This window comes from Nocardioides sp., from assembly GCF_016462705.1.
Lineage (GTDB): Bacteria > Actinomycetota > Actinomycetes > Propionibacteriales > Nocardioidaceae > Nocardioides.
The window spans coordinates 1-6,263 of sequence record NZ_JAEMSS010000215.1 but is presented as its reverse complement, the minus strand read 5'-3'; the positions used below and the strand labels follow the sequence as shown (position 1 = coordinate 6,263).

General features: G+C 73.2%; 5 protein-coding genes. 4 read left to right on the top strand and 1 reads right to left on the bottom strand.

Going from position 1 to position 6,263, the window contains the following annotated elements; translation table 11 throughout:
* A partial coding sequence (locus JHD21_RS19620) for an NYN domain-containing protein (RefSeq protein WP_292678696.1) occupies positions 1-598 on the bottom strand: 598 nt, incomplete at its 3' end.
* A gap of 58 nt (positions 599-656) precedes the next feature.
* Between JHD21_RS19620 and JHD21_RS19615 the strand changes: the two genes are divergently transcribed.
* From JHD21_RS19615 to JHD21_RS19600, 4 genes are all read left to right on the top strand, one after another.
* Positions 657-2,450 (top strand): biotin carboxylase N-terminal domain-containing protein, encoded by a 1,794-nt coding sequence (locus tag JHD21_RS19615; protein WP_292678693.1) that lies wholly within the window; start codon positions 657-659, stop codon positions 2,448-2,450.
* An 82-nt stretch (positions 2,451-2,532) separates the two neighbouring features.
* A complete protein-coding gene (locus JHD21_RS19610) occupies positions 2,533-4,647 on the top strand; it encodes a hypothetical protein (RefSeq protein ID WP_292678690.1) in 2,115 nt (704 codons plus the stop codon).
* Positions 4,648-4,674: 27 nt separating this feature from the next.
* Positions 4,675-5,166, top strand: a complete 492-nt coding sequence (locus tag JHD21_RS19605) for a PH domain-containing protein (RefSeq protein ID WP_292678688.1) — start codon at positions 4,675-4,677, stop codon at positions 5,164-5,166.
* Positions 5,163-6,263 (top strand): PH domain-containing protein (locus tag JHD21_RS19600; RefSeq protein WP_292678685.1); only part of this gene is annotated, 1,101 nt, incomplete at its 3' end. The genes JHD21_RS19605 and JHD21_RS19600, both read left to right, overlap by 4 nt.

The window sequence follows — 6,263 nt, the reverse complement described above, 5'->3', positions numbered from 1 at the left end:
GGACCGGCTCCTCGACGGGTGCGGCCGGTTCCGGCTCGGGCTCCGGCCGGGTCCGGGCCTGGACGTACATGTCGATGGCGTCGGGGTTGATGGTCACGATGCCGTCGGCCTCGCGCAGCAGGTGCCGGCTGACCGCGTGCGGACGGCCGTCCTTGTCGGGGGCGGCGAGGAGCATCACGGGGATGCCGTGCCCCTGCACCTCCTCGACGGCCTCGGTCAGGTCGTCGTCGCCGGAGACCAGGAAGATCATGTCGACGGCCTGGTTGCGGGCGTGCATGACCAGGTCGAGCCCGATCCGCAGGTCGACGCCCTTCTGCTCGCCCGAGTAGGACAGCCGCCCCAGCCGCAGCTTGACCCGGGGCAGCATGCCGATCTGCTCCTGGAACGGGTCGGGCAGGCCCCCGCGCGAGCCCGAGTCGTACCAGTTGACCCGCAGCAGCGGGAGCCCGCTCGCCTCCTCGGCCTGCTCGACGATCGCGTTCACCAGGTGGTCGTAGAGCACGTGGACGCCCGAGCGCAGCGACGTCCCGGTCACCCGCGTGGCCGCCGAGGCCAACAGGTATCCCGCGTCGACGTAGACCGCACAACGGGAGCGCATGTCCCCCAGTATGGATCCTTCGGGAAGGGCCGGACACGGGACCGGTAACCTGCCCGTCGTGCCTGAGACGAGCCGGTTGACTCCCCTGCGCAAGGTCCTCATCGCCAACCGTGGCGAGATCGCCGTCCGGGTGATCCGGGCCTGCAAGGACGCCGGGATCGGCTCGGTCGCGGTCTACGCCGAGCCCGACCGCGACGCCCTGTTCGTCCGGCTCGCCGACGAGGCGCACGCACTGGGCGGCGCGACGCCCGCCGACTCCTACCTCGACATCGACAAGATCGTCGCGGTGGCGCACAAGACCGGCGCCGACTCGGTGCACCCCGGCTACGGCTTCCTCGCCGAGAACGCCGGGTTCGCCCAGGCCGTCCTCGACGCCGGGCTCATCTGGATCGGTCCGCCCCCGGCGGCGATCGAGAGCCTCGGCGACAAGGTCCGGGCCCGGCACATCGCCGAGAAGGTCGGCGCCCCGCTGGCACCCGGCACCAAGGACCCGCTCGAGAACGCCGACGAGGCGGTCAGGTTCGCGGAGGAGCACGGCCTCCCGATCGCGATCAAGGCGGCGTTCGGTGGTGGCGGCCGCGGGCTGAAGGTGGCCCGCGAGATGTCGGAGGTCGCCGATGCCTTCGAGTCCGCGGTCCGCGAGGCGGTCAGTGCGTTCGGCCGTGGCGAGTGCTTCGTGGAGAAGTTCCTCGACCAGCCGCGGCACGTCGAGACCCAGTGCCTGGCCGACCAGCACGGCAACGTCGTGGTGGTCTCGACCCGCGACTGCTCCCTCCAGCGCCGGCACCAGAAGCTGGTCGAGGAGGCCCCCGCGCCCTTCCTGACCGACGACCAGGTGACCCGGCTCTACGAGGCCTCCAAGGCGATCCTGCGCGAGGCGGGCTACGTCGGCGCCGGCACCTGCGAGTTCCTGGTCGCCAAGGACGGCACGATCTCGTTCCTCGAGGTCAACACCCGCCTCCAGGTGGAGCACTGCGTCTCCGAGGAGGTCACGGGGATCGACCTGGTCCGCGAGATGTTCCGGATCGCCGCCGGCGAGGAGCTGGGCTACGGCGACCCGGAGGTCCGCGGCCACTCCATCGAGTTCCGGATCAACGCCGAGGACGGCGGCCGCAACTTCATGCCCGCCCCGGGGACGCTGTCGCGCTGGCACCCGCCGAGCGGCCCCGGCGTGCGCCTCGACGGGGGCTACGACACCGGCGAGACGATCCCCGGCTCGTTCGACTCGCTGATCGCCAAGCTGATCGTGAGCGGCCGCGACCGTACCCAGGCCCTGGAGCGCTCGCGCCGGGCGCTCGACGAGTTCGTGGTCGACGGCATGCCGACGGTCATCCCCTTCCACCGTGCGGTGGTCGACGACCCGGCGTACGTCGGCGCCTCCACACCCACCGGTGAGGGCGAGTTCACCGTCTACACGACGTGGATCGAGACCGACTTCGACAACCAGATCCAGCCCCACGGCGGCGACGCGGCCGAGGCCGAGGAGCCGGCGGAGCGGCAGACCGTCGTCGTCGAGGTCGGCGGGAAGCGGCTCGAGGTCGTCCTGCCCGGCGGCCTCGGCGCCGTCGCGGCGGGCGGAGCGGCGGCCAAGAAGCCGAAGCGGGCGAGCGGCAAGCGGGCCGGGGCGGCCGCCAGCGGTGACGCGGTGACCAGCCCCATGCAGGGCACGATCGTGAAGGTCGTGGTCGAGGAGGGCCAGGAGATCGCCGAGGGCGACACGGTCGTGGTCATCGAGGCGATGAAGATGGAGCAGCCGCTCAAGGCCCACAAGGCCGGCACCGTGACCGGCCTCCAGGCGGAGGTCGGGGCCACCGTCACCAACGGCGCGGTCATCTGCGAGCTCAAGGACTGAGTCCCACGCGGGCCCGGGCTCGGTGCTGATGTAAGGGACTGACCCTGATGCCAGGGCCCGTCCGAGCGGTGATCCTAGCGGGATGGACTCTCGGAGCCCCCGCCCCCGCACGCTCGCAGCCGCCCTCGCCGTGCTGCTCCCCCTGACCGGACTCGGCATCGTCGTAGGCGCCGCGCCTGCGCACGCCGCCACGATCTACACCTGGACGGGCGACGTGAGCCCGCAGTGGGGCAACCCGCAGAACTGGTCACCGCAGGGCATCCCCGGCAACGGCGACGGGGTGTCGCTCGCCGCCCGCCCCTCAGGGAGCCACAGCAACATCGAGAACGTCCCCGACGTGACGCTGTCCCAGCTGACCGTCCAGGGCGACCCGAGCACCTCGGTCGCGTTCTCCGGGGACAGCCACGTCATCGTCGGCAACCTCCAGTGGACCGGAGGCGCGATCAACGTCGACCTGACGGTCTCCGCACCGCCGCTCGACCCCCTGCCGTCGCTGGTCAGCCCGCAGCAGACCCCGCTCACCTTCGGGGCCGGGGGTGACCAGGAGCTCACGTTCATGAGCGACGTGCACATGCCGCTGGGACTCGGGGCCGGCGACCAGGCCTGGCTGACCCTCATGTTCGACAGCAACCTGCGGATCGGCAGCGCGGCCACCTTCCACCTCGACACCGGCGCGTCCATCCTCGGCAGCCGCTGCTGCACCGGCCCGACGTCGACCGTCGTCGTCGACGGCCGGCTCCGGCTCGCCGGCGCGACGGGCTTCACCGCCCACCTCCGCCAGCTCGGGCTGGACCTGGCGGGAGAGGTCGAGGTGCCGTCCGGCAACACCCTCGAGGTGGTCGGGGGCCCGGTCCGGGTCGGCGGGGACGCCGCCACCGGCACCGTCGGAGACGCCTCGGTCACCGGCGGGGGCACCCTGGACCTCGTCGAGACCGACGGCGACGCCTTCGTCGCGGCGGACCCGCGACGGCCCGACACCACGATGAAGTTCCTGGACGACGGGGAGACGCTGACGCTGGCCGGAGGCTCGGTGCTGACCCTCGGCGAGTTCGCCACCACCTCCGGGGTCGGCCGGATCACCGGGGCCGGGGCGGTGCGCCTGGCCGGTGCGACGATCCGTGGCGACCTCACCGTCGACGCGGGCGTGCCCGTCGCGACGGTCGCCGGCACCACCTCCCGCATCAGCTACTGGGACCGCAACGTGCCCGGGCAGCACGGCGTCCTCACGCCGAAGGGCGGGCTCACCGTCACCGGAGGCACGCCGGGCTCGACCCTTCGCGTGGAGGGCCACAGCCGCCTCACCGTCCCCGACGGGTCCACGCTGCACGTGCCGGCGGGCGGGAAGATCTCCTCGGGCGGCTGTTGCACGACCCTCGGGGAGGTCCGCCTGTCGTCGGCCGCGCAGCTGAGGCTCGGCGACGGGACCGGCGACCCGGCGCTCATCAAGTGGGTCGACCTCGGCGGGTCCGGCGAGGTGCTCCACGTGGGCCGCTCCGAGTGGGACGTCCCGTACACGTCGTTCGTCAGCGGCGCCCGCATCAACGGCACCGGCCAGGTCATCGGGGACCTGTACGCCGGGCCGGCCGTGGTCACGCCGACCGGCGTCCTGCGGGTCGACGGGGACTACGTCGCCAACGTCGCCGGCATCTACCGACCGACGCTGCCACCCTCGAAGAAGGGCGCCGTCGCACCCAGCCGCGTGGTCGTCACCGGCACCGCCCGGGTCTCCGGGCAGGTGCAGCCCCGGGGCGCCACGAAGTTCGACCCGGGCCACCGGGTCGTCGTGCTGGAGGCCGGTGCGATCGACAAGGAGTTCCAGTGCGCCGTGGCGCCCGGCATGGTGCTCGACCCGCGGCGGACGACCGTGGGGCTGCGGGCGATCGAGGTCCGCACGGCGGCCTGCACCTACCCCGCGTCCGGCAGGGTGCTGAAGGCGACGTTCCAGGGGAGGCGGACCGCGAAGCTGGGCGTGAGCCCGATGGCCGAGCGGGTCCTGGTCGAGGTCACGGTCTCCGGCGCCTCGGCCGCGACGGTGCTCCAGGTCTCGGCCGGGAAGAGCACGAAGAAGGTCGCGGTGCGGCCCGGACGCACGAGGACCGTCACGCTGCTGCTGCCCGTCAGCGCCGCGCGGAAGCTCTCCCTGACGCTGGGCCGCAGGGCCACCGTGGCGGTCACCCGGGTGGGCTGGACGAGGTGACCACGCCGACCGCGTAGATTCGGCGACATGGCAGCCGCTCCAGCGTTGCGGGAGCCGGCCCGCCGGGTGAGCCCGCGAGCACGACTGATGTGGCGGGTCTCCGCGCTGGTCGAGGCGCTCATGACCTTCACGGTCCTGGCCGTCGCCGACGGTCTCGTCGACGAGGTCGACGTGCCCTGGTGGGTCTTCGCCCTGGCCGTGGGGGCCCATCTGGCCTGGGCAGCGGTCGTGCCGCAGTGGCGCTACCTCGTGCACCGCTGGGAGGTCACCGAGACGGCGGTCTACACCCAGACCGGGTGGTGGGCCCGGGAGCGCCGGATCGCGCCGATGTCGCGGATCCAGACCGTCGACCACGCTGAAGGTGCCGTCGAGCGGCTGTTCCGGCTCGCGACGGTGACCGTCACGACCGCCTCCGCCGCCGGGGCGCTGCGGATCTCGGGCCTGGACAGGGACGACGCTCGCCGGCTCGTCGACGAGCTGACCCTCAGGGCGGACGCCGTCGAGGGCGACGCCACGTGACCGAGCTCCAGCGGGACCAGGAGTGGCAGCGCCTCGACCCGCGGATGCTGCTGGTGCACCCGGTCCGCGAGGTCATCCGCTTCCTGCCCGCCCTGATCGCCATCCTCTTCGCCGGCCAGGCCGCCGGCGGCCAGGTGTGGCAGGCGTTCGGCATCGTGATCCCCATCGGCATCGGACTGCTGCGCTACCTGACGACCAGCTTCCGGGTGGTGGCGGGCCGGGTCGAGCTCCGCCGCGGCCTGGTCAGCAGGCACGTGCTCTCCACACCCGTCGAGCGGGTCCGCACGGTCGACCTGACCTCCTCGCTGATCCAGCGGGCGCTGGGGCTGACCACGTTGCGGGTGGGGACCGGCACCGCCTCGACGAGCGACGACGAGAAGCTCGACCTCGACGGCCTGCCCGTCGCCCGGGCCCGGGAGCTGCGCGAGGGGCTGCTACGGGTGAGCCACGCGGACGACGCCGCGCCGGAGGCGTCCGGCGCCGCGCCGGTGGCCGAGGAGGTCGTGGTGGCCTTCGAACCGTCCTGGCTGAGGTACGCGCCGCTGACCGGGAGCGGTGTCGTGATCGCCGCCGCCGCACTCGGTCTCGGCGCCCAGTTCCTCGAGATCATCGGGTTCTGGGAGGACGTGGACTCCGAGGACTACCAGTCGTTCAGCGGTCCGACGCTTCCCCTCGCCGTGCTGGTCCCGGTCGGCGTCGTGCTGGCCCTGGTGGTCATGTCGGCCCTCGCCGTCGGGGGCTACCTGGTCACGAACTGGGCCTTCCAGGTCGTCCGGCGCCCGCCCGGGCCGGGTGGGGACTGGCACCTGCGGCGTGGGTTGTTCACGACCCGGGAGACCACGCTCGACGACGACCGGGTCGCCGGCGTGACCGTGACCGAGGCGATCGGGGTCCGGGCCGCGCGCGGAGCCCGGCTGAGCGCCATCGTCACCGGCCTCGACCGCAGCGAGCAGGGCAGCTCGACGATGGTGCCGCCGGCTCCGCTGACGGTGGTCCGGCGCGCCGCGGTCGCCGTCCTCGGCGCCGTGGACCCCGTGACCGGCCCGCTGGTGCCGCACGGCCCGGCCGCCCGGCGCCGCCGCTTCTCGCGCGGGGTC

Bases quoted from the DNA above. Each gene is read 5' to 3' on its own strand.
- JHD21_RS19610 (WP_292678690.1), top strand. From the start codon at position 2,533: ATGGACTCTCGGAGCCCCCGCCCCCGCACGCTCGCAGCCGCCCTCGCC.
- JHD21_RS19605 (WP_292678688.1), top strand. From the start codon at position 4,675: ATGGCAGCCGCTCCAGCGTTGCGGGAGCCGGCCCGCCGGGTGAGCCCG.